Raw genomic sequence first — 22,808 nt, forward strand, 5'->3', positions numbered from 1 at the left:
TATTCTTTTAGTTAACCTATAAGTAGGTAGAGTTAACTATCATTTTACTTATTATTACAAAATTCGGATCATATTAACATAGTTTCGACAAATTTAGACAATGACAATTATCGCCGATTTCCCCTTTTTAGCAGACTAAGAGCCTGATTAAATTATGATAAATCGGACAAAAAATAAATATCACCTGTTATTCCTATCTTTTTCATTCCCGAAAAAAAGGGAATATACTCCTAGTAGTGATGCATGGGGACGGTTCTCTTGCCTCATTGTGAGGCCGAAGAACCAACCCCAGCTCCACAAATCTAGTAAAATAAAAAAGAGGTTGAAACCAAATCAGTTCAACCTCATTTTTTCATATTAAATTATTCCGCATCCATAAATGGATAAGCAATATCTGCAGTTGGTGCAAAGTTTTCTTTGATCACACGAGGACTGGTCCAGCGGATCATGTTAAAGACAGAACCTGCTTTATCATTTGTACCAGAACCACGAGAACCGCCAAATGGCTGTTGGTTAATCATCGCGCCAGTTGGTTTATCGTTGATATAGAAGTTTCCGGCTGCACCCGATAAGCGGCGTTCTAAATGAAGAATGGCCCCGCGGTCTTGTGCAAAAATAGAACCGGTTAAGGCATACATAGATGCTGTATCTACTGCCTCTAATGTTTCTTCCAATTTATCATTTTCATAAACATAGATTGTTAAGACTGGTCCAAAAATTTCTTCGACCATTGTCTTAAAGTTTGGATTCTTTGTCACAATAATGGTTGGTTGAACGAAATATCCAACAGAATCATCATAAGTACCGCCCGCAATAATTTCCGCTTCTTCAGAATCTGCTGCGTAATCGATATAGCTTGTAATTGAATCGAAAGCTGCTTTATCAATAACTGCACCCATGAAGTTTTTAAAGTCGCGGACATCCCCAACTTTAAGCTTTGCAGTTTCTGCCACTAAACCAGCCTTTACCTCTTCCCACAAGCTTGCAGGAATGTAGGCGCGAGAAGCTGCTGAACACTTTTGACCTTGGTATTCAAACGCACCACGAACAAGGTTCGCTACTACTTTGTCTGCTTGTGCCGTTTCGTGAGCAAATACAAAGTCTTTACCACCTGTTTCCCCAATTAAACGAGGATAAGATTTATAGTTTGCAATGTTTTCTCCGACAGTTTTCCAAATCGTCTGGAACGTGCTTGTTGAACCAGTAAAGTGGAATCCAGACATACGAGGGTCTGTTAATACAACTTCTGATACTTGTGAACCACGAGAAGGTACGAAGTTGATGACCCCTTTTGGTAATCCTGCTTCTTCTAAAATACGCATAAAGTAGTAGTTTGCTAGAATTGAAGTTGTCGCTGGTTTCCAAACGACCACATTCCCCATCATGGCAGGAGCTGCTGGCAAGTTTCCGCCAATGGCTGTGAAGTTAAATGGAGAAATCGCCAATACGAAACCGTCTAATGGACGGTAATCTGTACGATTCCATACATTCTTCATGCTGCTTGGCTGAATTTGATAAACCTGATTTGCATAATCAACGCCAAAACGTAAGAAGTCTACTAATTCTTGGGCTGAATCAATTTCAGCTTGAACAGCTGTTTTGGACTGTCCTAACATTGTCGCAGCATTCATGACATCACGGTATGGTCCAGAGATTAAATCAGCAGCTTTTAAGAAAATAGCGGCGCGGTGTTCCCAGACCATATTAGCCCATGCTTCTTTCGCTGCCATAGCCGCTTCAACAGCATCACGCAGCTCTTTTTCTCCGGCTTGCGAATAGTTTGCTAAAACATGTTGATGGTCATGTGGCATAACCACTTGCTTCACTGTATCTGTCTTTATATTTTCGCCATTAATAATCACAGGGATATCGACTACAACGCTAGATTGGCGTTGTAATTCTGCTTTTAGTGTTTCCCGTTCTTTTGTACCTGGGGCATAGGTATTGCCCGGCTCATTTGTTGGTGTTGGGATTTTGAAAATTCCGTTACTCATTCTTTTACGTCCCTTCCTTTTAAAATTACAGTATATTAATATTCCAAAAACGAATTACCTGGTTACTTTTTTCTTGCTGGCTCTTCCTGCTATAAACGCACCTACTCCAATTCCCAATAGAGTGTTGGTTTTCTTATTAAACACTTGTTTAAACACAAGATTTAAATTCTGTGGACGCTCAGCCAGACGGCGCATGAAATAGCCGTACCAATCCTTTCCGAATGGCACATAGGTACAGAAGTTAAACCCTTCTTTGGCAAGCTCCAGCTGCAAGTCCTTCCTGAATCCATAAAGCATTTGAAATTCATATTTATCCTTTGGAATTTGATGTTTCTTGGCAAACTCCTTTACATGATTAATAATCCGATGATCATGAGTGGCGATGGACGTAAACTTTCCGTTCAGCAAGTGGTATTCGATGAGCCGAATATAGTTCTGGTCAATTTCTTTTTTATCCTGATACGCTAAGTTTTCAGGTTCTTTATACGCCCCTTTTACAATTCTTAATCGGTAGTCCTTGTATCTTTTGATATTTTCTTCCGATTCATAGAAGTAGGCCTGAATGACCGTTCCAACATTATCATAGTCCACGGATAGTTCATCAATGATGTCAAAGGATGGTTTAAGATGGCCGTAATCCTCCATATCAAAGTTGATAAAGATGTTATACTCATGAGCCAGCGCAACAATCTCCCTTAGATTATCGACGCAAAATGTGTATTCGATATCCAAGCCAAGCTGAGTCGGCTTCAGGGAAATATGAGCATCTAAATTATTTTCATGAATAGCCTTTATTACCGCTAGGATTTGTTCCTTTGCCTCTAGTGCCTCTTCTTTCTGAAAAACAAATTCACCCAAATTGTCAATCGTGGCGGAAATGCCATGAGCATTCAAAGCCTTAACACTTTCGACCATTTCCTTAATGTTTGTACCGGCAACAACCGATTGTGCCCCCATTTTCAAGCCCCAGCGTTTTGCTCCACTGTTTAAGGCTTTATTTTGCGAAAGGTGGATAAAAAAATCTCTAGTTAGTCCCATTGTGTGATTCCTCCAATTTTCCGATTGTCATCAAACATGCTATTTCAACAAAAAGTCCGTTTTTGTTTGTACCTATTTACAATGCAAGTATCATGCCAATGCAGAATCCCCTCAAAAAACTGTATCTTCCAAAAGTTATGTACAATTATCTTGTACAAAAGTGTAAACTAAGTGTAAAGAGGTAAACACTTTTGTAAACTATTAAATATTGTGTAAGGTGATGGTATGTTAAAAGAAAAAGTCTCACTAAACTCTCTCTCCATTCCGTTCGAGCAGGATAAAGTCAGTGATAACATGAAAAGAATTCCTGCAAATACTTTACTTTCCGAACTTGACCTTAGGTCTCTCCCGCTCCACCAGGATCTTGTGTTAATCGATGAGGCTGGGAATCCAACCGGCATAATACCTTTTGCCATTTTAATAAAAACGATTTTTCAAGAATGGAAGAATCTCACGAAGGTATATCAAACCTTCCTCCGTACCGTTGATGACGCCATTACCGTCGTAGACGCCGGTGGAAAAGTCATTGCCTGGAATCCTAAGGCTGAAGAATTGTATGAAACCTCTGCCGAAAAAATCATTGGCGCCCAAATCACCGAATTTTTTAAAAAGGAATCAGTGGTATTAATGTCCACGTTAAATGAAGGCAAAGGAGTCTTCCAACAATACAACCAGCCCAAGGAAGGCGTTCACGTACTCATCAATACACTCCCGATCATGGCAGAGGAAAAAGTGATCGGCGGCATTTCTGTCGAACGTAACATTACCGAAATAGTAAGGCTGAATGATGAATTAATCACCACCACTGCCTATATTCAGGACCTCGAAAGTAAAATCGAGCCGAAAGAAATCGAGGATGCTTTTCATAAAATTAAAGGAAGAAGCCGGGCAATAAATGATGCGATTACTCTGGCTAAAAAAGTGGCACAAACCGATGCGACTGTGATGATTACAGGAGAAAGCGGGGTCGGAAAGGAACTGTTTGCCCAGGGCATTCATAAAGCGAGTGCCCGTTCCGATGGGCCTTTTGTGGCGATCAACTGCGGCGCCATCCCCGCAGCACTGTTTGAAAGCGAATTATTTGGCTATGAGAAAGGGGCATTTACGGGAGCGGTCAAGGAAGGCAAACGAGGAAAAATTGACACGGCCAAAAACGGCACCTTGTTCCTGGACGAAATCGGAGAGCTGCCGCTGGAACTTCAAGTAAAACTGTTGCGCGTTCTCCAAGAAAAACAATATTACCGGGTTGGCGGCACCCAGCCGATTCCCGTCGACGTCCGGATTATCTCTGCCACCAACCGGGATTTGGAAATCCTAATCAAGGATGGAATGTTTCGCGAGGATTTATACTATCGCCTCAATGTCGTGACGATTCCAATTCCGCCGCTCCGTGAGCGAATAGAAGATTTGCCTGAACTCGTCCAATTATTTTTAAAAGAGTTTGCCTATAAATATAGAAAGCCAATCCCTGACATCGCCCCAGAGGTGATGGTAACCTTCATGCATTCTCCTTGGAGAGGCAATATCCGCCAGCTGAAAAATACGATTGAAAGACTGGTAATCCTGGCAGATGATAATCGCATCACATCAGCCCAGCTGCCAAATAACCTGGTCAGGCGGGATTATCAAACGCCACTCCAAGAAAGGGACAACGTTCCCGCAGATGAACGGTCAAAGTTAATCCAAGCGCTGAAAAAAACCTATGGAAACAAAATGGCCGCTGCCAAATTGCTAGGAATTTCCCGCGTGACACTTTATAACAAACTGAAAAAATATGGTCTGCAAGAATCATACAAATAAAACAAAGGCCGGGCTTAAGAAGAACCCGGCCTTTGTCACTGTTGACATTCAAAATATTCCTAGAGATGTTTAACTATTTCAGGCCAACGGTTTCTCCATGGATTGGCTTGTTCATAAGCAGCTGAGGCTCGTAAAACCAGGGCATCATCTAAATGCCGGCCGATAATCTGCAAGCCGATTGGCAGCCCTTCATCTGTCCAACCCGCCGGAACACTTGCAGCCGGTTGTCCCGTCATATTAAAGGGAGCGGTAAACGATAGCCAATGAGAGCGTGAAACCCTGCGGCCATCTATGTATTTGGGCCCATTAATACCAACTTCAAATGGAGGGACTCCCAAGGTTGGGGTCAAAACCAAATCATAATCTTCCATGAACCGTCTCATTTTCATATTAATCTCTTGCCTTACAACTGCCGCATCTGTAAGGTCTTCTGCCGTCCATTCTTTCCTTATAAAGGCTAGTAAACTAGGATCCATGTCATCCGCGTACTCTTCCGCTAGTTTTCTCAACCCTCTTAAATCACTGTCACGTGCAATAAGGGCCGCAAAAGCAGGCAATGGATCAGAGAAACCAGGATGAGCGATCTCAATATGACAACCTAACTGTTCAAACACCTTCACAGCCTCTGAAGTAATTTTACGGACAACGGGATCAACGGTTGCATAACCCCAATCGGGACTATAGGCAATTTTTAATCCTTTCATGTCCGTATTCTTTATCACTTCCAAATAGTCTAATCCCTCATCTGGTAGACTATGTCTATCCATGTGGCTAGGCCCCGCAATAATCGATAAGATTAATGCGCTATCCTCTACAGTCTTTGTAATAGGTCCATCACATTCCAGCGTTTCCCAACTGCTGGCACCTGGATACCGCGGATCACGGCAGCCAGGATACAGCGGTACTCTGCCGAATGATGGCTTTATTCCGTATATCCCGCAAAAACTGGTAGGTACTCGAAGTGATCCTCCGCCGTCATTGCCAATTGAAAGAGCGGTCATACCGGTGGCAACAGCTACAGCTGAGCCGCCACTAGAACCGCCAGGAGTTTTGCTTAAATCCCAAGGGTTTCTGGTTAATCCAAATAGTTTGTTATCTGTTACACATTGGTATCCAAGCTCAGGAATATTCGTTTTTCCAACGATGATCGCACCTGCATCTTTTAATCTAGCAACGCAAACATCGTCCTCGTCTGGTATAAAGTTCTCATAAATTTTTGAGCCAAACGTTGTGCGAATCCCTTTCGTCGGCACTAAATCCTTAATGGCCATCGGAACACCATGGAGCGGTTTTAGCTCCTCCCCCGACATGACCGCTTTTTCAGCCTCTTTTGCCGCCTTCATAGCATTTTCTTCGTCAAGTACACAAAAGGCGTTTAATTGGGGGTTTAATAGGTGAATACGATGAAACACAGCCCCCATTACTTCAACCGGTGATAATTGTTTCTCCCTTATTAAACGTGCTTGTTCTGAACCCGACATCTTACAAATTTGACCGTGTTGGTTACCCATAATTCCTCCCTGGTAATATTTCTATATTATTCATCCTCTTACAAAGGTAAACAGACATACTTAGGCATTCCAACTTAACATATAATTATATGAATAATCAGTATATTTTAATTATAGCCCCCTTCTTGCCATTTCTACAAGTTCAGGTCGTGGTGAAACTACATTGGTATACCTCTTTCCCTCGGGGTATGATGCACGAGAACCGTCCCTATGCATCACCCTATAAAATTTTTAAATAACAAATATAAAAAATGCTAATACGGATGGAGTGAGCATATGAATTTAAATAAACTTGATGCTTTTGTTTTGGTTGTAGAGAAAGGGAGCTTTTCCGAGGCAGCAACGGCTCTTAATAGTTCACAGCCAGCGATCAGTCTTAAGATTAAAAGTTTGGAAGAGGAACTCGGACTTCCCCTGCTTGACAGGGGGATAGCGGGGATTCAGCCAACGGCTGCAGGCACGCTGGTTTACCAGGCAGCGAAAGAATTGCGACGAAGATGGCAGAAACTTGAGGATGATCTGCATGGACTTCAAGACACCCTAACCGGAAACCTGACCATCGGCGCCAGCACCATTCCCGGTACATACCTAGTTCCCGGTTTGGTAAAAGCTTTTCGTGATCATTTTCCAAACGTCGAGGTATCCATCGATATCAATGATTCTGAGGACTCCCTTAAAAAGTTGCTCGACCAGCAAGTGGATATCGCGATTGTAGGGATGAAGCCTGCTTCTCTCAAGTTAAACTCCCGCCAGCTTACAAATGATTCGCTCGTGTTAATCACGCCGAACGATCACCCGCTCGTCCATACGGCGGAGTCGGATTTCAGCCAGCTGCCCCACTATGAATTTGTCGTCAGAGAAAGCGGTTCGGGCACCAGAAAGAGAATGGAAGAATTTCTCGCCGGACATGGTTTCGAGTTATCTGATTTAAAAATTGGCTTATCGATTGGAAGCACCGAGGGGGTGATTGCCGCTGTTGAAGCCGGGCTTGGCATCAGCTTTATTTCAAAACTGGCTGCTCTTCCCGCAGTAAAGGCTGGCCGCGTCCAAATGGTCGAAAATATCGATCCAATTCAGCGCAGCTTTTATTTTACTACCCTTAAAGAAGCTGAAAATCGGCCGTTAATCAAAGAGTTTGCCAATTTATTATTTAAATAGTTTTTAAAGGGAGTGGAAAACCATGAAAACCAGCAAAACGATGATTTTAACCTATTCGGCAATGGGGATTGCCTTAAATGTGATTTTAGGTACCGTCGTTTCATCTTTAAAAATTCCACTTTTGTTCTTAGATACGATTGGCACCGTGTTAATTGCTGTTTTATTCGGGCCATGGTGGGGAGCACTGGCGGGCGCCTTAACAAATGTGGTGCTCGGCGTGACTACCGGAGGTTCCGCCATTTTCTTTGGGCTTGTGAACGTAGCGATTGCCTTAGTGGTTGGTTATATCGCGAAAAAGTTTGATTTTACCAAATGGTATGTTGCACTGATAACAGGGCTGATTTTATCAGTTGTGGCCCCATTAATCGGCACGCCCATTGCCGTTGCCGTTTTCGGCGGTTTGAATGGCAGCGGAATGGATGTTGTGGTGCTCTGGCTCCGGGCTGCCGGTGATAGTGTGTTTGCTTCCACGTTTATTTCCAGAATTACCGGGAACTTTGTCGATAAAATTATTACCTGCCTGCTCGTAATGTTCATGATCACCAGGCTGCCGTATTTTGCAAAAATGGTAAAGAAGGAGAACCGAAATGCAGCGTAGCAAACAGATCCTCATTGTTTCCCATTGTATTTTAAACCAAAATACCGTCATTCCGGATGAGGCCAGAGCAGCGGGAGCAATTTTTTCAGCTGTAGAATGGGCAATGAAACAAGGCTATGGATTGCTGCAGCTTCCCTGTCCGGAATTTACTTTTCTAGGACTGGACCGGCCGCCGATGACGTACGAGCAATATAATACGGCGGAATACCGAAAACATTGCCGTGAAATTTTGAAGCCTGTTTTGTTTCAAGCCGAGGATTACTTAAAAAACGGCTATGAGATTGCAGGAATTCTTGGCATCCAAAGCAGCCCCTCCTGCGACCCCACGCGCGGCATTTTTATGGAGGAATTGACCATGATGTTTGCTGAAAAGGGTATCAAACTAAAGACCCATTGGTATTTGCCCAATACCAGCGAACCGGTTTTTGACAGCGATAAACATTTTGTAGAGTGACGCTCTTCATTTTAAAGGCCAGCTTTGTCGAAAAGCTGGCTTTTTTTGATGCACGGGGACGGTTCTCTTGCATAAAAAAAGAGGGAAATGAGGCAAAAGAACCGTCCCCATGCATCACTTGTCACATTTATTGTTGAAATTTATAAAAAATTGTTGTAATTTGCCGGGTGAATATTTTACTATAATAATTGAAAATATTACCTCAATTTCATAGATTCTGTAATTGATTTATATATAAAATTGAATATAGGTGGGCAAGTAGAGATGGTGTATGATGGGATTTTGTTGGCTTTGGTTGTTGGGTTTATCCGGAAAGGGAATCTAAGGGGGCTGGCCCAGTTAAAGCTGAAGTGGGGCTGGATTTTTCCTTTATTGTTGATTGTTCAAATCATTACCTTTGTCTATCAGAATGATATCAAGATGCTCGGAAAAGCCAGTGAATCTATTTATATGGCAGTATATATCATTGGTTTGCTATTTTTGTACTTAAACAGACATCATAAAGGGTTTGTAATTATATTTATCGGTGTGTTTTTGAACTTTTTGGTGATGGTGGTAAACGGGGGACGAATGCCGGTCTCGGAAGAAGCCGCAGCTGTGCTCGATCCCATGTATATCCAGGCCCTTAAGGACGGTTTATACGCGAAACATGTTCTATTAACGGACTCAACGATACTTGGGTTTTTAGGCGATATCATACCATTGGGCCCTCCATATCCACGGACACAAGTCATTAGCATTGGCGATGTGGTGATGAATATTGGTGCGTTTCTGTTTATCCAATATTTAATGCTCCAGCCAAATAAAAAAAATAGTGAAGATACCTCCCTTTCTTTTAAAGGAGGTGAAACACGATGAAAAAAGCTCAAGGCCTTAAGATCACTGGTTTACTTTATAATGCAATCATTATTGGTTCTGTTATAATTGCATTAACATCAGGATTCAAATTTGGTGAATAATGATTACCGAAGGGAAGTTATGTTGCATAACTTCTCTTTTAAAAATTTATCGATATGAGAAGTGAAAAATAATGCGACTGTTTAAAACTCCAGCTAATCGATACATTTCCCTAGTTTCCATAGGCAGCATCATCGTATTTTTAGTCTCAATTGACTTTAGAAACTACAACAGTCATGATTGGACTGTCATTTATGCGTTAGTTGGCGCCATCCTGCTGCTTAATCATTATAATATTCTCCTTCCGCCGAAGGGTAATGCCCTTTCGATGGATTCTTCCGTATTTTTGGCAAGCCTGTTTTTATTCGGCTTAAATATAACACTCTATGTTTTATTGATTTTTTCTGTGATTTTTCTTTTCTCCCTGCGAAAAATGGTATGGTGGAAACATGTTTATAATTTTTCAATTTACACTTTAATGATTATAACGGCTCATTATGTCTTTCTTTACTTAGGTGGAACAACAGGTTCGATTCAACCAAGTAATTTAATTCCTTATGCTGTTTCTTTAAGTGTCTATTTTGCAGTAAATATCCTTTTACTAGGGATCTATTTTTTATTAGTCGCCGATGAAAATCTAATGAATGTGTTAGCAGAAATGATTAAAGAGGCGATTGCCCCTTATTTTAGTACTCTTATGCTTTCGCTAGTTTTGGCTACTTTAATGAGTTCCAATCCCATCTTTGGCCTGTTTCTATTTACTTGTATTACCGTTTTACTATCGGTAGCATTTCAACAGCATTTTAGCTTGTTTAAAATGATTTCTGAAAAAGCTAACAGAGATTACTTAACCGGTCTAAATAATCATGGATATTTTAAAGAACTATTGGAAAAAGAAGTCTCGATTGCCAAGGACACGGAGCAGCCTTTAAGTGTGGCTCTTCTTGACCTTGATGATTTTAAAAAATATAACGATATTCACGGGCACATCCAAGGAGACCAGCTTCTGAAGGAGTTTGGTGCTCTTTTAGAAAAAGAAGCAAAGTTGAACAACTATACGGTTGCCCGCTATGGTGGAGAAGAATTCTCCCTTCTCATGCCGAAGACTAGCCTTCGTCAGGCCCATTCTTTTATCAATGAACTTAGAAAGAAAACTAATGATACCCATTTTAAAGGGGTTGAAAAATTGGCCTATGGCTGCCTATCCTTCTCAGCTGGAATTGCTGCCTGTTCGAAGGAAACATATAGCATTTCTGAGCTGTTAAATCACGCAGACCAGGCCATGTATTCCGCGAAGGACCAAGGAAAAAATCTCGTCCAGCTCTTTAATGAGCATTCCGAATATACGGTGCAGCACTCCCTTTCGATGGACAAGGAGCTCGAAGAAGCAGAGCAACAGCTCAAAATCTTCCTTTCGAAAGATGTTTACACCTATCGTCACAGCAAACGGGTGTACCAGTATGCGGTTGATTTTTCCCGCAAGTTAAACTTATCGGATAGTGAGCGTAAGAATCTGATCCTTGGCGCTCTCATTCATGATATTGGCAAGCTCGAAATTCCACGGGATATTTTAAATAAAAAAGGAAAGCTTGAGCCCCATGAATGGGAAATGATGAAAAAGCATGTGACCTGGGGCAAGGAAATTATCTCGACCAATAAGAAACTGGAAGATTTAATTCCGTTAGTCGAACTCCATCACGAACGGTATGACGGGAACGGCTATCCTTATGGCCTAAAAGGAGTATCGATCCCTAAACTAGCACGGATTTTATGCATCATTGACTCCTTCGACGCCATGACAACCGAACGGCCTTACCAAAAAACAAAAACATTTAAAGAAGGCATAGCAGAACTAAGAGCCTGCTCCGGAAAGCAATTCGACCCTCAATTCGTCGAACCATTCATAGAAATCATCGAACAGCTCGAACACGTGGAAGAAGTCGGGTGATGCATGGGGACGGTTCTCATGCATCAAAAATTGTTATACTGAGGATGATTACGCTCTGCTTGCTACGGCGCAGGGCGGTTTTTGATGCACGGGGACGGTTCTTTTGCATCAAATATGGGAATGCTGACATAAAAATTTCTATCAATCTTAGATAAAATTCGGGTGGAAACTGTGGCACCCGAATTTTTTCTCTTTATCCGCATTCCTATGGTATAGTGTAAAAAAAGCAGGGGTTGATAGGATGTCTTTCTTGGGACTATTCCAGCAGTTGCCCATAAAAATTTTAACGGTGGCACTGCTGATTATATTTACGGTTTATTTGATCCGCAAATCCATCAGACTTTTCTTTGACAACACGAGCTTTTTGGATGAAAAGCGGGAAGAGACATTGATGCATTTCGCCAACCAGGTGACAAAGGTATTGGGACTGGTGTTTTTCTTTATTTATGTCCTTAGCCATTTCTTCAAACTGGAAAAGCTTGTCACTGGTTCGGTCGTGGTGGCAGGTGCCTTGGCATTGATTTTTCAGCATATCATCCGCGATTACATTATGGGGCTGACTTATTTGTTTGAGCGCCAAATCCAGCTCGGGGATTATGTCATCATCAACGGAAACCATCAGGGGGTAATCGAGGGAATCAGCATGCGCCACTTGAATATCCGCCAGTATGACGGTTACCTCTATACAGTCTCCTATAGCAACATCACTGAACTTCAGAACGGGAGCCGGGGAAGGCGCCGGGTGAACGAAAGTCTTGTCCTGGATTATAAGCAAAATCCAGATGATGCCTTTAAGGTGATGGAGGAAGTGGCACAAACATGCAACGAGAAGTACGGTGAATACCTTTTGAAGGATGAGAACGGCGTTCCTGTAGAGAGTTTCCAATTCAACCAAATCACGGAGCTGAACGTGGAGTTCAGTGGACACCGGTATTCATTATCAGGTCTTGTGAAGGAAGCGGATTACGTGGAAGCGGGTAAAAAGGTGAGGTATGAACTTGCGATGGCTGCCTACAAGAATGACTTGATGATGGCAGAGAGCCCTAACATAAGCCTCGAAAAATCATAAAAAGCAAGAGTTTTTATCTTTTGCTTTTATAATTTTTCATCGCAACTGTGGAATGCAGTCTCCTGTGATGAACCGATAACGGGTTATTTACGCTGTTTGAATAAAAGCCGGCTTACTCGCTCGGTAAATTCCTCCAACCCAAAACTTGCTAAGTTCATCCGGAGATACCAATGTTTTATAGTTTCTAGAATCCATAAAGGTACTTGGTTGCCAGAAATGAAGTGATAAAAGTTTTTATATGCCCATACAAGGTGTTCCCAGCGGCGGTCGTTTCCCTCTTTGACATATTCCGATACGTCTAGAACCTTGCCTCTTCCATTTTGCAGAAGGATGTTTTTTAGGTGAATGTCTCTCGGATTCAATCCTTGACTACGGACATACTCCCGAGCCTCCTCTACGTCCTGAATGGCTTGCTCGGTGATTGGAATGCCTTGCAATAGACAATCATAAAAAGTTACTCCCTCTTCGAAACTTAAAACGATGTAGTTGATTCCGCTCCCATAAAGTTGTGGGAAATAACGGGACCCCTTTAAATGTTCGTAGACATGTTTCTCCACTTCTTTTTTCTTTAATGCTTGATGGGAATATACTTTAAATACATAGTTCGGTGTCAGATGATACTGAAAAACGGCAGCATCTGTTCCGATTCCAATACATTTCAGACCTTCAGCAACCCCAATAATGGTAACAGGTTGATTATTTTCATTACCTTTCACTTCAATGTTCCTGAGTGCTTCATCCGCCAGTTTCCAATCTGGAATCATGAAAATCTCCTCTTTGTTTCGCTTTTTTACTTTGACAACAAATCCACTTCCCAATTTCGAGCATTATATTTGTTGAGTATTTCTAGGTTCATACAACCTGTGTAGGATTGATCATTTAGCTCTTCCATAAAGTTATACGATTATTTATAAGGGAAGTTTCAGAAATTATTCCAAACACCGAAGGATTATCATATAAACATGTTAGTTATAGAAGGAATAAACCAGGGGGATGATGCACGGGGACGGTTCTCATGCATCAGCGAAGTGTGAGTGAGGCACAATAACCGCCCTATTCCCCAGTTGGAAAGTAAAAGTGGAATTTTGGAAAGTAAAAGTAGAAAATCGGTAAGTATTTGCTCAAAAAGTGAAAGTAAAATCATCGAATTGGAAAGTAACCACACCAATCCGGAAAGTATATCCAAATTATTGGAAATCTCCCCAGAATAGGTTATTAAATAGTTACCCAGACCAGGTTGCCGCCTGGTTTTTTGCTGTTTAGAAGCACGAAGGGAATATTCAGTAAAAAATATTCCCCCTCCCCTTCTTTTAGCCTTTAAAACACTAAATAAAAGGTTAATTCCCACTTTTCACCCCTTCGTAAAGTACCACTTTCTCAGCCCAATAGATAAAATGATGCACAAGAACCGTCCCCATGCATCTTTGTGACAATCCAATGAAAGTGCTTGCACAAAATAGTAAACTATGATATTTTTTACTTGTTTAAAAAATAGACATGTCTAAAAAAAATACAACTAAACCAAGGAGCAGAAAAACAATGGTTACTACTAAAGAAACACCTCATATTAAACCAAACGGAGTGGAAATAGCTGAAACGGTCCTTTTACCTGGGGATCCTTTAAGAGCGAAGTTTATTGCGGAAACCTTTTTAGAGAATGCCCAGTGCTTTAACGAAGTCAGAGGAATGTTAGGGTATACAGGCACATACAAGGGGAAGAAAATTTCTGTTATGGGCACTGGGATGGGTGCACCAAGCATGGGGATCTATTCTTGGGAATTAATCAATGTCTTTGGCGTTAAAAATTTAATTCGAATTGGTACTTGTGGTGCCATGCAAGAAAACATTGATTTATATGATGTAATTTTTGGAATGGGAACCGCAACGGATTCAAATTTTGGCCAGCAATTTAATTTACCTGGACAATTTCCATTAACGGCCTCTTTTGAGCTTTTGGAAAAAGCAAAAAAAGTCGCTGACGAAAAAGGCCAGAAAGTTCACATCGGAAACATCTTATCAAGCGATGTATTTTATAGTGCTGATCCAACAGCTATCAAAAAGTGGCAAGATATGGGCATTTTGAGTGTCGAAATGGAATCTGTGTCATTATATTGGAATGCCATCCAAGCACGTGTAAACGCATTATGTATTTTAACAGTAAGTGATCATTTAATTACAGGACAACAAACTACTCCTGAAGAACGTCAAACGGCATTTACGAAAATGATGGAAATCGCCTTGGAATTAGCATAACAATCAAAAGCAGCCAAGCACCCTTCACCTCACCAAATATGATGGGTGCTTGGAATAACCGACAAGTAAACAGTAAAATACTAATTTTTTTAAAACAAATAGAAAGCGTTATCCCAGCTCAAAAAACAAACATAATTTACGTCGGAGGTATATTCATAATGAATAGCTCAATTGATCAAAAACCAATTGTAAACGTAAGCAAAATTGTTCCGGTTATCTTAACTTTAATGATCTTTTCACTCGTGATCGATAACTCTTTTAAAATTATTTCTCCAGATTTAGTAAAGTATTTTGGTGTATCAGCAAGTACGGTTAGCTGGCAAGTAACACTTGCTGGATTAGTCATCGGGATTGGAGCCGTAGTTTATTCTTCTCTATCTGATTCAATCAGTGTTCGAAATCTATTAGCAGCAGGTATTATATTAATTTGCGCAGGATCCTTACTTGGTTATATAGTACACACGAATTACTGGTTAATCGTGGTTTCGAGAATCATCCAAGCTGCTGGTTTAGGGGCGACTGAAACACTTTACTTAATTTTTGTCGCTAAATACGCAAGTCTAGAAGAACAGAAAAAATATATGGGTTATAGTACAAGTAGTTTCCAGCTTGCGACCGTTATTGGAATCGTAACAGGCGGATTTGTTTCTACTTATCTGCAATGGCAAAACCTATTTTTAATTCCTTTACTAAGCTTATTATTATTACCATTCATTCTTAAGTATCTACCAAAAGAAGAACGAAAGAAAAACAATGTAGACTTTATCGGTCTTATTTTAATTGCAGCAGTTGCTACTTCCATCATGTTGTATATGTCCTATTTTAACTGGAGTATTTTTATTCTCTTCATCGCAGCTGTCATTGCTTTCTTAATCTATATTAGTAAAAAGAAAAATGCTTTTATAACCATTGAATTCTTTAAAAACAAACAATTTTTATTTGTATTAATCGTGGCATTTATCATTTATTCTACCTATGCTGCTTATGCGCTAAATACACTCTCGTTCCTATTAACAACTGTTTATGATATCAAATTGGATACTGTTTCCTTGATGTTCATACCGGCATGTTTGTTAGCAGCACTCGTAGGTGCGTTATCCGGGAAAATAGGGAAATATTTAAGCAGTAAGCAATGTGTTTATTTAGCCATGAGTTTAATTACAATCAGTATATTAATGGGCACCATCTTTGTAGATACATCTATTGCCATATTTGTCATTTCTCTTATTCTATTTTCTTGCAGCTTTGCCTTGTTGTATGCGCCGTTAATCGATACAAGCCTTAAAAATGTACCGGTTGAAAAATCAGGGACAGCATTAGGATTCTATAATTTATGCATCAATATCGCGATGTCAGCGGGTTTCACCTATTCAGCATTTTTAATTGATAAGAAAAATTTACAATTTGGATTTTTAAAATTTACGTCCGATAATGCAGTAGCAGTGAATTATGGTTCAATCATCCTCATTATTGCAGCCATTGCCTTATTTTCTATCATTTTATTTTGGCTTTTAGTTGATCGGAGAGTAGAAAAGAATACGATTCAAAGGAAGAATGCAGCATGAAGAAATTTAAACGAATACACTTGATCGTTATGGATTCAGTAGGCATCGGTGAAGGAAAAGATTCAGCTCAATTTAATGATGTCGGTTCTCATACGCTGTTGCACATTGCAGAGTATATGAATGGACTGAATGTTCCTAACCTGGCGAAATTAGGTCTGTCTAATATTGAAGAAATCCCAGGTGTACCGAAAGCGGACAAACCTCTTGCCTACTATACGAAATTGCAAGAAAAATCCGTTGGCAAAGATACGATGACAGGCCATTGGGAAATCATGGGGTTAAATATTGATCAACCATTTAATGTATATCCAAATGGTTTCCCAGATAAATTAATCAATCAAATCGAAGAAATAACAGGCCGTAAAGTAATCGGGAATAAACCTGCAAGCGGAACAGCGATTATTGATGAATACGGCGAGCATCAAATGAAGACGGGAGATTTGATTGTCTATACATCAGCTGACCCTGTCCTGCAAATTGCAGCTCACGAAGACATCATCCCCCTTGAAGAATTATATGATATTTGTGAAAAGGTCCGGGAAATCACCAAAGACCCTGCCTATTTGATCGGCCGAATTATCGCCAGACCCTATGTGGGGGAGCCTGGGAACTTTACAAGAACATCGAACCGTCATGACTATGCATTAAAACCATTTAGCAAAACCGTCATGAATAGCTTGCAGGACGGGGGCTATGATGTCATTGCCATTGGAAAAATTAATGATATTTTTGATGGTGAAGGCGTTACTGAAGCGATTCGTACGAAGGACAATATGGATGGTATGGACAAATTGCTTGAGGTCATCGAGAAGGATTTTTCAGGAATGAGCTTCTTGAATTTAGTCGACTTTGATGCCTTATATGGCCACCGCCGTGACCCGGAAGGCTATGGGAAAGCGTTAGAAGCGTTTGACAAACGTTTAGATGAAGTATTAGAATCAATCCGGGAAGATGATCTGTTAGTCATTACGGCTGACCATGGCAATGATCCAACATTTCCAGGTACCGACCATACACGTGAATATATCCCCGTGCTGGCTTATTCGAAGCAATTAAAGGGCTCTGGCAAACTTCCTGAAAACGATACGTTTGCGGATATTGGTTCGACGATAGCAGACAATTTCGATGTGGAAATGCCTAATCACGGTCAATCTTTCTTACCATTTTTAAAATAAAGGATCTGAATGAATGGATACAGTACCGGACAAATTGAAAAGACCACTATATATATATGTATATGACGAGCTTCTTCTTCAAATTACGAAAGGTGAATTTCCTGTAGGCTCAAGGCTTCCTTCAGAACCAGATTTAGCAAAGAAACTAGGCGTCAGTCGGGCAACATTAAGACAAGCGCTGGCCCTTTTGCAGGATGATGGAGTAGTAAGAAACATGCCAGGCAAGGGCAACTTTGTTATTGATTCCTTTTACAAACAACCTGATAGTGTTCAATTAGAAAAACTAAGCAACCCGATGCATAAGTGCCATATAAGCCGATTTGACCGAATCGATACACATTATCGTCTAGAAGCGGAAACAGAATATACGAAACAGGTGTTAAAAATAAATTCCTCCAGAGTAGCCGCTGTCGAACGTTTATATCGAACAGGGAACGATTTAGTAGGCTATGCTTTTACGTTTATGTCCATGGAAACAGTAGAAAGTTTTTCTTTGGACTTAAATGATAAAGAACAACTCCTGGACTTTCTAGAGAACCAGGTGTATGTGGATGCGAATCATGGAGAAATAGAAATAAGATATACACATACCGTTAATTTAGCCGACCGGAAAGAAAAATTAATTGGCCAAAATGAGTGTTTTTTACTATTAGAAAGCCTGTACGGCAACGGCGATAATCCATTACTGTATAATAAATTTTATATTCCGCAGCAGTTTTCGAATATAAAATTAAATATTTATAAATAGCTATTGTTATGTAGGACCACCTCGTGCTTGTGACGGCGCTGGGTGGTCTTCTTGTTTTTTAAGTATATTTGTCCTAACGATAGAAAAAACAGCCCTTTAAAAGGCTGCTCCCTGATTGCACTTCATTTTTACTGTTCATGAGTCCACGAGATTGCTTCTCCTGTGGATGGGCAGCTTGGGAATTTTTCTCCTTGGTTAAGTACTACATGTTCGCCATCTGCATCTACATAATGCCCTGATTCCATTACTGTTTCACCAGTTCTATGAGTGTGGCTTTCGTGCGTCCAGGTTGTAGATTTCCCTGTTGATGGGCATTCAGGAAATGTTTCGCCTTGACGAAGTTCTTTCTTCTCTCCATCTGCATCTATATATTGCCCAGATTCCATTACTGTTTCTCCTGTATGATGATGGTCTGTGAAGTGACTCAAAAATAACTCCTCCTTTGAATTAGTTAATTACAATAGTCTCCCACAGACCCATTATTTTATTCTGTTAAAAAGGGTTTGGAAAGTAAATCGCTAATTTTGGAAAGTAAAAGTAGAAAATCAGAAAGTATTTGCCAAAAAGTGAAAGTAAAATCATCAAAGCGGAAAGTAACCACACCAAATCGGAAAGTATATCCAAATAAATGGAAAACACCCCAAATAGGTCATTATGTTTTCTCTTATTTTCACTGATAATTTACACAGTAAATCATATCCCACTTCGTAAGACCACAATTTCCATTGTTTTGTTACGATTTTAGTGCTAAATCAGGTACGAAAACACAACTTCGATGAAATGGAATGCGATTTTTGGTGCAAAATGAATACATTTACAAAAATAAATCACTTTAAAAGAGTGAAACAAACTTCTCTGACCCAATTATGTAGATGTCCCCAACATTCCCACACATTTAACATCCATTTTCGAAGTATCTTGTCACGACTTTCCCCTGGTTGTTGGTTCAAACCATCAAGAACAGTCAATAAATAAACGGAATGATCGGGTGCCAGTATTTTCTTTTGTAAAAGGAACCTTGGATTGCTCCTGAACCGGTGTTTGTCTGATACTTTGACTCCCCTTTCTAGGTCAAGTTCGCCAATAGATTGCCAAATAAAAAAGCAAAGGTAAAAAACTTTACCCTTGCTCAGAACATTTAACAATTACAGATCATTAAAACATTACCATCTAAATCCTTGAAATTAAAATAAGCAAAATCACCTATGCGCTCTATTTCTTTAACAACTATTATTCCCTTATTTTTAATAAACTGGTATGCTTCATCAATATCTTTGACGAAGAAGTTAAATAAAACGTGGTTTGAGGGCTTCAATTTAAAGCCTGGGTCAAATGTGTGATCATCTAAAGTAAGCCCGGTTTCTGATGTTACAGGGACATTGTAAACAGGAGAATGAACTTCGTCCTTATTAAACGGTAAACCAAGTAAATCACTGTACCATTCTGCAGATTTTTTTAAATCACTAACATGAATAAATACATTATTTACCTTACAGGCAATTGGAGAAACCGTTGAATTCATATTCTTTCCACCTTTTTACTTTTTGTATATTAATAATTCACCAAAGACTAAACAATACCTCTTAAAAATTCTAAATTAAATAAGGCTGTTGATTTTCTTCAACAGCCCTACTCTAATAATATTATTCTATTTCTAATGCGTTCAAGCCAATAATAGCAAGCAGCTCATGCCCCGCAAGAGACGGGTGGATGTCTCCTGGTAAAAGGTTTAACGGATTCGATCCAATGACGTAAGCATTTGCTATGGATAAATGCGAACTTTTTAATCCCTCTAATGCATGATTGATAGACTGAATAAGAGGATCACCTAACGCATTGATTGGGTGTGATGGACCAAGGAATAGAAACGGATTATAAAAATTATATAGTACTATTTTAGCATTAGGGTTTAGGGCATTAATTTTTCCAACAATGAAAAGAATATTTTGTTGAAGAATTGGGATAGACGGACGAATTTGGTTATTAATCAAATCCATTATGGTCGCACTATCCAGATTTCCTCCGCTTGCCACATAAGCATCTTTAATTGGCTTTAACAAATCATTACTGCCAATATTCAACGTAATATAATCTGCCTTACTTACCGCTTGAATGAACTTTTGATCATGATTTAGTGCATTCAACAAGTCTGATGTCTTCCATCCTGGGACAGCCAAGTTGCGGACGCGGAGGTCGGCTGCTTTTCCAATTAAATACGGAAAGGCATCTCTTGATGGTTCATCAATACTATCAGTAAGCCCATATCCAAATGGGATAGAATCCCCCAATGCAACCAGTGATTTTTTTGCATTTTCACTCTTGGCAAAGCCTGATGTTGTAAAAAATAAACTGATCACTAAAAGTAACGACAACAGCTTTAAAATTCTTTTCAACTTTTTTCCTCCCTCATTCCTTATTATGTAACCATTATCATTATAATTAGGCCTAAAGAAGGAGTTTGTCGAAACTAATAGATAGAATCGTATTTAATTTCTATTAAAAACTGACAAATTAACCAAGAGTAGAGGCACGTATTTGTTTACCGCCCCTTTGGTATTCCCCATAATGACTAAAGCCAACTACCTTTTCAAACGGGCAGTGGCTTTTAATCTAACATGCTATTTTTGTAAACACTGCGATTTTAAGACTGCTAGCATGTTGGAAAATTTCCTAGACTATCGGTAGCCGGCTCTGATCATCACCACGACCAACCATCCATCATACGTTCAATACCCGCTCAATCAAATCCACGATGACCCATTGCCCGTATTATTGGCTTTCTGTTGAAATTTCCCTTAATGCATCATCTACCCCATCCACATGCTGGTTTAGTAAAATCAACAGGTTCTCATTCAATTCAGTTCATTTATTGATTTAAAGTTCAACCATAATTAAACGTGTTATCCAATTTTTATAGTAGTTCCGTCAAATTTGGTTAGAGTAAATCCGTTAAAATTCTCATTATAAGTCTTTTTGTAATCCTGCATGATACCGATAGCAACTGCTTCACCCAATTTTAGCCCTTCAATGCCATCAGAACGCCAATGGACGCCGGCAGCATCCCGCCCAAGGGCGATGTTAGAAGCGAGTTTGTTTAATTCTCCTCCTATCGTCAAAGAAGGTCCTTGGAAAGGAATCAATGACAGACCATCAGAAGAAGCTGCAACGGGATTAGGGAGAACGAACCCTTCATTAAAAAATGCCTTTAGCATTGTTACTCCAGCCCCGACCATACATGCATGTCCAGCTGGATAGGATGGATGAGTGGGGCAACCTTCGGAATAAGCCTGGGGCAAAAGATAGGTTCCAAACTTGCTATGAACCTGGGAAACTACTTTGGAATTAAGGAGTTCAGCGTGAATAGGATAACAGGCAGCTCCGGTCAAGTGATTGTGGAGGCGCCCACCAAACTCTTCTGGCCTCAGCCGTCGGTGGACTAAAAACTTCTGGAACCAACCAGCTTCTAATGCTGACCTCGCAGCCTTAGCTACCCAATCCAGAATATGTGGTATTCCAAAAGTGATGAAACCAACCTGTGTTTTGGAATCTAGATAAGGGTTAGCTGGGTCAAGTGCAGCATTTCCTAAGCTGGATAGAATTAAACAAGCACTAAGTATAGATTGGTAGTTAAAATCCTTGTGAACAAATGCGGCTAAGTCACGACCATTACGGATATAGCGAGGAGTGGGATCGATAGTATTTTTCGTTGTTGGGGATAATCCGTCCTGAATATTTAACCATTCTGGATAAGAGGTTATATGATCGTCCCCTGCTAGTGTGGTTCTATATCTCTGGATAATGGTTGTGGCCCCAAAGGGAATGTCATTCAATAAAAACTGGGAGATATATGGTCCGATTAGGTCACCCGGTGTTACACCCCGGAATAAAGTACCTGTAGAAACCAATCTATTAGCCTTTGGTCCCCGGAAATCCGAAAATTTGGATAGGTCCGAGGCTGCCAATAAGGTCAAAGGATTGGTGTTATAGTCCTCAAAAGGGACATCGCGTGTAAGTGCCTGCCAGTAAACTTCTGCAATATCACTTGCCTCCCATGCACTGCTGAATGACGGAGGAGCATTTACACTCAAATGGTGACTATCAGGTCCGACTAGTTCAAATGCATAAGAGGCTTGAGGGTTGGAAAGTTTAACAACTCCGCCTATTGGAATGGATTCAAAATCACTTGGACTGCCTGTCCTTAATGAATGAATGTAGGATTTATAAGCCTTAAGTTCGACCTCTCCGAGTGAATTGTGAGGAAGCCCTTTGGAATAGTTGGCAATTTTATTAAAAAACAAATGTTCATCGTTATTACAGTGATGTTCCGGGAGGGGTTCCTTTTTTTGGAATTCTACAATTTCTCCACGAACATGATACGCTTCCTTCCGACGCTCTTTTGCATTGTTAGGTCCAATTACACAAGAGTTGTGTTGCTTTAAATTCTCCTTAGAATCTTCACCTTTTTCCATTTAATCACACCTTTTTTCATATCGTCATCTATTCTTATATAGACTCAATATAAGGTATTCAGATATATTTCCATGGCTTAGATTCTTTTACTAGTTTTCTATCACTCTTTTTCCTTATTGTATCCCCGGTG

The 22,808-nt window shown here is 40.2% G+C and carries 20 protein-coding genes; 11 read left to right on the top strand and 9 right to left on the bottom strand.

Features of this window, described 5'->3' with window-relative positions; genetic code table 11:
• Positions 1 to 362 precede the first annotated feature (362 nt).
• Complete coding sequence (pruA, locus tag V5M37_RS27055; RefSeq protein WP_423799968.1) at positions 363 to 1,994, bottom strand: L-glutamate gamma-semialdehyde dehydrogenase; 1,632 nt, start codon at positions 1,992 to 1,994, stop codon at positions 363 to 365.
• Positions 1,995 to 2,048: 54 nt separating this feature from the next.
• Complete coding sequence (locus V5M37_RS27060; protein ID WP_423799969.1) at positions 2,049 to 3,032, bottom strand: proline dehydrogenase family protein; 984 nt, start codon at positions 3,030 to 3,032, stop codon at positions 2,049 to 2,051.
• Between the two features lie 225 nt (positions 3,033 to 3,257).
• Here V5M37_RS27060 and V5M37_RS27065 point away from each other — a divergent pair, with 225 nt between their 5' ends.
• Positions 3,258 to 4,832 carry a sigma-54 interaction domain-containing protein gene (locus V5M37_RS27065; protein ID WP_423799970.1) on the top strand — a complete coding sequence of 525 codons (1,575 nt, stop codon included), beginning with the start codon at positions 3,258 to 3,260 and terminating at the stop codon, positions 4,830 to 4,832.
• Between the two features lie 59 nt (positions 4,833 to 4,891).
• Here the strand turns inward: V5M37_RS27065 and V5M37_RS27070 are convergent, their stop codons facing one another.
• Positions 4,892 to 6,343: an amidase gene (locus V5M37_RS27070; RefSeq protein ID WP_423799971.1), complete on the bottom strand. Its 1,452-nt coding sequence runs from the start codon at positions 6,341 to 6,343 to the stop codon at positions 4,892 to 4,894.
• A 276-nt stretch (positions 6,344 to 6,619) separates the two neighbouring features.
• Between V5M37_RS27070 and V5M37_RS27075 the strand changes: the two genes are divergently transcribed.
• The 6 genes from V5M37_RS27075 to V5M37_RS27100 all read left to right on the top strand — a co-directional run bounded on the left by V5M37_RS27075 (position 6,620) and on the right by V5M37_RS27100 (position 12,467).
• On the top strand, positions 6,620 to 7,501 hold the full coding sequence (locus V5M37_RS27075; RefSeq protein ID WP_423799972.1) for a selenium metabolism-associated LysR family transcriptional regulator: 882 nt from the start codon (positions 6,620 to 6,622) through the stop codon (positions 7,499 to 7,501).
• A gap of 22 nt (positions 7,502 to 7,523) precedes the next feature.
• Positions 7,524 to 8,099 (top strand): CD3073 family putative ECF transporter S component, encoded by a 576-nt coding sequence (locus tag V5M37_RS27080; RefSeq protein ID WP_423799973.1) that lies wholly within the window; start codon positions 7,524 to 7,526, stop codon positions 8,097 to 8,099.
• Entirely contained in the window at positions 8,089 to 8,553 is a 465-nt protein-coding gene (locus V5M37_RS27085) for a CD3072 family TudS-related putative desulfidase (RefSeq protein WP_423799974.1), read from the top strand. The genes V5M37_RS27080 and V5M37_RS27085 overlap by 11 nt, the downstream gene beginning before the upstream one ends.
• A 264-nt stretch (positions 8,554 to 8,817) precedes the next feature.
• On the top strand, positions 8,818 to 9,411 hold the full coding sequence (locus V5M37_RS27090; protein ID WP_423799975.1) for a DUF5317 domain-containing protein: 594 nt from the start codon (positions 8,818 to 8,820) through the stop codon (positions 9,409 to 9,411).
• A gap of 172 nt (positions 9,412 to 9,583) precedes the next feature.
• Complete coding sequence (locus V5M37_RS27095; RefSeq protein WP_423799976.1) at positions 9,584 to 11,398, top strand: bifunctional diguanylate cyclase/phosphohydrolase; 1,815 nt, start codon at positions 9,584 to 9,586, stop codon at positions 11,396 to 11,398.
• Between the two features lie 241 nt (positions 11,399 to 11,639).
• Positions 11,640 to 12,467 carry a mechanosensitive ion channel family protein gene (locus V5M37_RS27100; RefSeq protein ID WP_423799977.1) on the top strand — a complete coding sequence of 276 codons (828 nt, stop codon included), beginning with the start codon at positions 11,640 to 11,642 and terminating at the stop codon, positions 12,465 to 12,467.
• Positions 12,468 to 12,550: 83 nt separating this feature from the next.
• Here the strand turns inward: V5M37_RS27100 and V5M37_RS27105 are convergent, their stop codons facing one another.
• Positions 12,551 to 13,231, bottom strand: coding sequence for a serine/threonine protein kinase (locus V5M37_RS27105; RefSeq protein WP_423799978.1), 681 nt, complete (start codon positions 13,229 to 13,231; stop codon positions 12,551 to 12,553).
• Positions 13,232 to 13,419: 188 nt separating this feature from the next.
• Entirely contained in the window at positions 13,420 to 13,815 is a 396-nt protein-coding gene (locus tag V5M37_RS27110) for a hypothetical protein (RefSeq protein ID WP_423799979.1), read from the bottom strand.
• A gap of 191 nt (positions 13,816 to 14,006) precedes the next feature.
• On the opposite strand from V5M37_RS27110, the gene deoD reads away from it, so the two are divergent.
• From deoD to V5M37_RS27130, 4 genes are all read left to right on the top strand, one after another.
• Positions 14,007 to 14,720, top strand: a complete 714-nt coding sequence (gene deoD / locus V5M37_RS27115; protein ID WP_423799980.1) for a purine-nucleoside phosphorylase — start codon at positions 14,007 to 14,009, stop codon at positions 14,718 to 14,720.
• Between the two features lie 158 nt (positions 14,721 to 14,878).
• Complete coding sequence (locus V5M37_RS27120) at positions 14,879 to 16,285, top strand: MFS transporter (RefSeq protein WP_423799981.1); 1,407 nt, start codon at positions 14,879 to 14,881, stop codon at positions 16,283 to 16,285.
• On the top strand, positions 16,282 to 17,460 hold the full coding sequence (deoB, locus tag V5M37_RS27125) for a phosphopentomutase (protein ID WP_423799982.1): 1,179 nt from the start codon (positions 16,282 to 16,284) through the stop codon (positions 17,458 to 17,460). Before V5M37_RS27120 ends, deoB begins: the two co-directional genes overlap by 4 nt.
• A 13-nt stretch (positions 17,461 to 17,473) precedes the next feature.
• On the top strand, positions 17,474 to 18,208 hold the full coding sequence (locus V5M37_RS27130; RefSeq protein WP_423799983.1) for a GntR family transcriptional regulator: 735 nt from the start codon (positions 17,474 to 17,476) through the stop codon (positions 18,206 to 18,208).
• Between the two features lie 128 nt (positions 18,209 to 18,336).
• On the opposite strand, the gene V5M37_RS27135 is transcribed toward V5M37_RS27130, so the two are convergent.
• From V5M37_RS27135 to V5M37_RS27150, 4 genes are all read right to left on the bottom strand, one after another.
• Entirely contained in the window at positions 18,337 to 18,636 is a 300-nt protein-coding gene (locus V5M37_RS27135; protein ID WP_423799984.1) for a hypothetical protein, read from the bottom strand.
• 710 nt (positions 18,637 to 19,346) lie between these two features.
• Positions 19,347 to 19,730: a VOC family protein gene (locus tag V5M37_RS27140; protein WP_423799985.1), complete on the bottom strand. Its 384-nt coding sequence runs from the start codon at positions 19,728 to 19,730 to the stop codon at positions 19,347 to 19,349.
• Between the two features lie 121 nt (positions 19,731 to 19,851).
• Positions 19,852 to 20,601, bottom strand: coding sequence for an SGNH/GDSL hydrolase family protein (locus V5M37_RS27145; RefSeq protein ID WP_423799986.1), 750 nt, complete (start codon positions 20,599 to 20,601; stop codon positions 19,852 to 19,854).
• A gap of 507 nt (positions 20,602 to 21,108) precedes the next feature.
• A complete protein-coding gene (locus V5M37_RS27150) occupies positions 21,109 to 22,677 on the bottom strand; it encodes a vanadium-dependent haloperoxidase (RefSeq protein ID WP_423799987.1) in 1,569 nt (522 codons plus the stop codon).
• Positions 22,678 to 22,808 lie beyond the last annotated feature (131 nt).

The sequence above is a fragment of the Neobacillus sp. SAB-20_R2A genome (assembly GCF_049568635.1).
Classification (GTDB): Bacteria; Bacillota; Bacilli; order Bacillales; family Cytobacillaceae; genus Neobacillus; species Neobacillus citreus.

Excerpts from the sequence above, each read along its gene's own strand:
- pruA (WP_423799968.1), bottom strand. The coding sequence starts at position 1,994 with ATGAGTAACGGAATTTTCAAAATCCCAACACCAACAAATGAGCCGGGC.
- V5M37_RS27060 (WP_423799969.1), bottom strand. The coding sequence starts at position 3,032 with ATGGGACTAACTAGAGATTTTTTTATCCACCTTTCGCAAAATAAAGCC.
- V5M37_RS27065 (WP_423799970.1), top strand. The coding sequence starts at position 3,258 with ATGTTAAAAGAAAAAGTCTCACTAAACTCTCTCTCCATTCCGTTCGAG.
- V5M37_RS27070 (WP_423799971.1), bottom strand. The coding sequence starts at position 6,343 with ATGGGTAACCAACACGGTCAAATTTGTAAGATGTCGGGTTCAGAACAA.
- V5M37_RS27075 (WP_423799972.1), top strand. The coding sequence starts at position 6,620 with ATGAATTTAAATAAACTTGATGCTTTTGTTTTGGTTGTAGAGAAAGGG.
- V5M37_RS27080 (WP_423799973.1), top strand. The coding sequence starts at position 7,524 with ATGAAAACCAGCAAAACGATGATTTTAACCTATTCGGCAATGGGGATT.
- V5M37_RS27085 (WP_423799974.1), top strand. The coding sequence starts at position 8,089 with ATGCAGCGTAGCAAACAGATCCTCATTGTTTCCCATTGTATTTTAAAC.
- V5M37_RS27090 (WP_423799975.1), top strand. The coding sequence starts at position 8,818 with ATGGTGTATGATGGGATTTTGTTGGCTTTGGTTGTTGGGTTTATCCGG.
- V5M37_RS27095 (WP_423799976.1), top strand. The coding sequence starts at position 9,584 with ATGCGACTGTTTAAAACTCCAGCTAATCGATACATTTCCCTAGTTTCC.
- V5M37_RS27100 (WP_423799977.1), top strand. The coding sequence starts at position 11,640 with ATGTCTTTCTTGGGACTATTCCAGCAGTTGCCCATAAAAATTTTAACG.
- V5M37_RS27105 (WP_423799978.1), bottom strand. The coding sequence starts at position 13,231 with ATGATTCCAGATTGGAAACTGGCGGATGAAGCACTCAGGAACATTGAA.
- deoD (WP_423799980.1), top strand. The coding sequence starts at position 14,007 with ATGGTTACTACTAAAGAAACACCTCATATTAAACCAAACGGAGTGGAA.
- V5M37_RS27120 (WP_423799981.1), top strand. The coding sequence starts at position 14,879 with ATGAATAGCTCAATTGATCAAAAACCAATTGTAAACGTAAGCAAAATT.
- deoB (WP_423799982.1), top strand. The coding sequence starts at position 16,282 with ATGAAGAAATTTAAACGAATACACTTGATCGTTATGGATTCAGTAGGC.
- V5M37_RS27130 (WP_423799983.1), top strand. The coding sequence starts at position 17,474 with ATGGATACAGTACCGGACAAATTGAAAAGACCACTATATATATATGTA.
- V5M37_RS27140 (WP_423799985.1), bottom strand. The coding sequence starts at position 19,730 with ATGAATTCAACGGTTTCTCCAATTGCCTGTAAGGTAAATAATGTATTT.
- V5M37_RS27150 (WP_423799987.1), bottom strand. The coding sequence starts at position 22,677 with ATGGAAAAAGGTGAAGATTCTAAGGAGAATTTAAAGCAACACAACTCT.